Below are 1,678 nucleotides of genomic sequence, written 5' to 3' on the forward strand. Positions count from 1 at the left end.
GAAATAGTACCTGAAACCGTTTGCTTACAAACCGTTGGAGCAGCCTTAGTAGCTGTGACAGCGTGCCTTTTGAAGAATGAGCCTGCGAGTTAGTGATCAGTGGCGAGGTTAACCCGTGTGGGGCAGCCGTAGCGAAAGCGAGTCTTAATAGGGCGTTTTAGTCGCTGGTTCTAGACCCGAAGCGAAGTGATCTATCCATGGCCAGGTTGAAGCGTGTGTAAGAGCACGTGGAGGACCGAACCCACTTAGGTTGAAAACTGAGGGGATGAGCTGTGGATAGGGGTGAAAGGCCAATCAAACTTCGTGATAGCTGGTTCTCTCCGAAATGCATTTAGGTGCAGCGTTGCGTGTTTCTTGCCGGAGGTAGAGCTACTGGATAGCTGATGGGCCCTAAAAGGTTACTGACGTTAGCCAAACTCCGAATGCCGGTAAGTGAGAGCGCAGCAGTGAGACGGTGGGGGATAAGCTTCATCGTCGAGAGGGTAACAGCCCAGACTACCAACNAGCCACCCTTGAAAGAGTGCGTAATAGCTCACTGGTCAAGTGATTCCGCGCCGACAATGTAACGGGGCTCAAGCACACCACCGAAGTTGTAGATTTCGTATTTTAGGTAAGCCTTCGTGGTTCAGCCGTACGGAGTGGTAGGAGAGCGTCGTGTGGGCAGTGAAGCGGCGGTGTAAACCAGCCGTGGAGCCTACACGAGTGAGAATGCAGGCATGAGTAGCGAAAGACGGGCGAGAAACCCGTCCTCCGAATGATCAAGGGTTCCAGGGCCAGGCTAATCCGCCCTGGGTAAGTCGGGACCTAAGGCGAGGCCGACAGGCGTAGTCGATGGACAACGGGTTGATATTCCCGTACTGACGAAGAACCGCCCAAACTAATCCAGTGATGCTAAGAGTCTGAATCCTCTAGATGGATCCCTTCGGGGTGAAGCGTGAGGCCTAGCACTCGACCCTATGCTGGTGCGGTTAGCGTATTAACAGGTGTGACGCAGGAAGGTAGCTGAGCCGGGCGATGGTTGTCCCGGTCTAAGAATGTAGGCCGAGAGATAGGCAAATCCGTCTCTCATTACGGCTGAGACTCGATGGGTAGTCCTCACGGACGAAATCAGTGATCCTATGCTGCCAAGAAAAGCATCGACGCGAGGTTCAAGTTACCCGTACCCCAAACCGACTCAGGTGATCAGGTAGAGAATACTAAGGAGATCGAGAGAATCGTGGTTAAGGAACTCGGCAAAATGCCCCCGTAACTTCGGGATAAGGGGGGCCTAAGGCGTGAACGGATTTACTCCGGGAGCGCTGCAGGGCCGCAGAGACCAGTGGGAAGCGACTGTTTACTAAAAACACAGGTCCGTGCTAAGTCGCAAGACGATGTATACGGACTGACGCCTGCCCGGTGCTGGAAGGTTAAGAGGAACGGTTAGCCGTAAGGCGAAGCTGTGAATTTAAGCCCCAGTAAACGGCGGTGGTAACTATAACCATCCTAAGGTAGCGAAATTCCTTGTCGGGTAAGTTCCGACCTGCACGAATGGCGTAACGACTTCCCAGCTGTCTCAACCGCGAACTCGGCGAAATTGCACTACGAGTAAAGATGCTCGTTACGCGCAGAAGGACGGAAAGACCCCGTGACCTTTACTATAGCTTTGTATTGGTGTTCGGTGTGGCCTGTGTAGGATAGG

General features: G+C 53.2%; 1 rRNA gene. It reads left to right on the top strand.

Annotated features, from left to right (window positions below):
* Nucleotides 1-1,678 (top strand): 23S ribosomal RNA (locus tag I6E52_RS14225); the annotation flags it as partial.

Origin of the sequence: Salinibacterium sp. NG253 (genome assembly GCF_015864945.1) — a bacterium.
Taxonomy (GTDB): domain Bacteria; phylum Actinomycetota; class Actinomycetes; order Actinomycetales; family Microbacteriaceae; genus Rhodoglobus.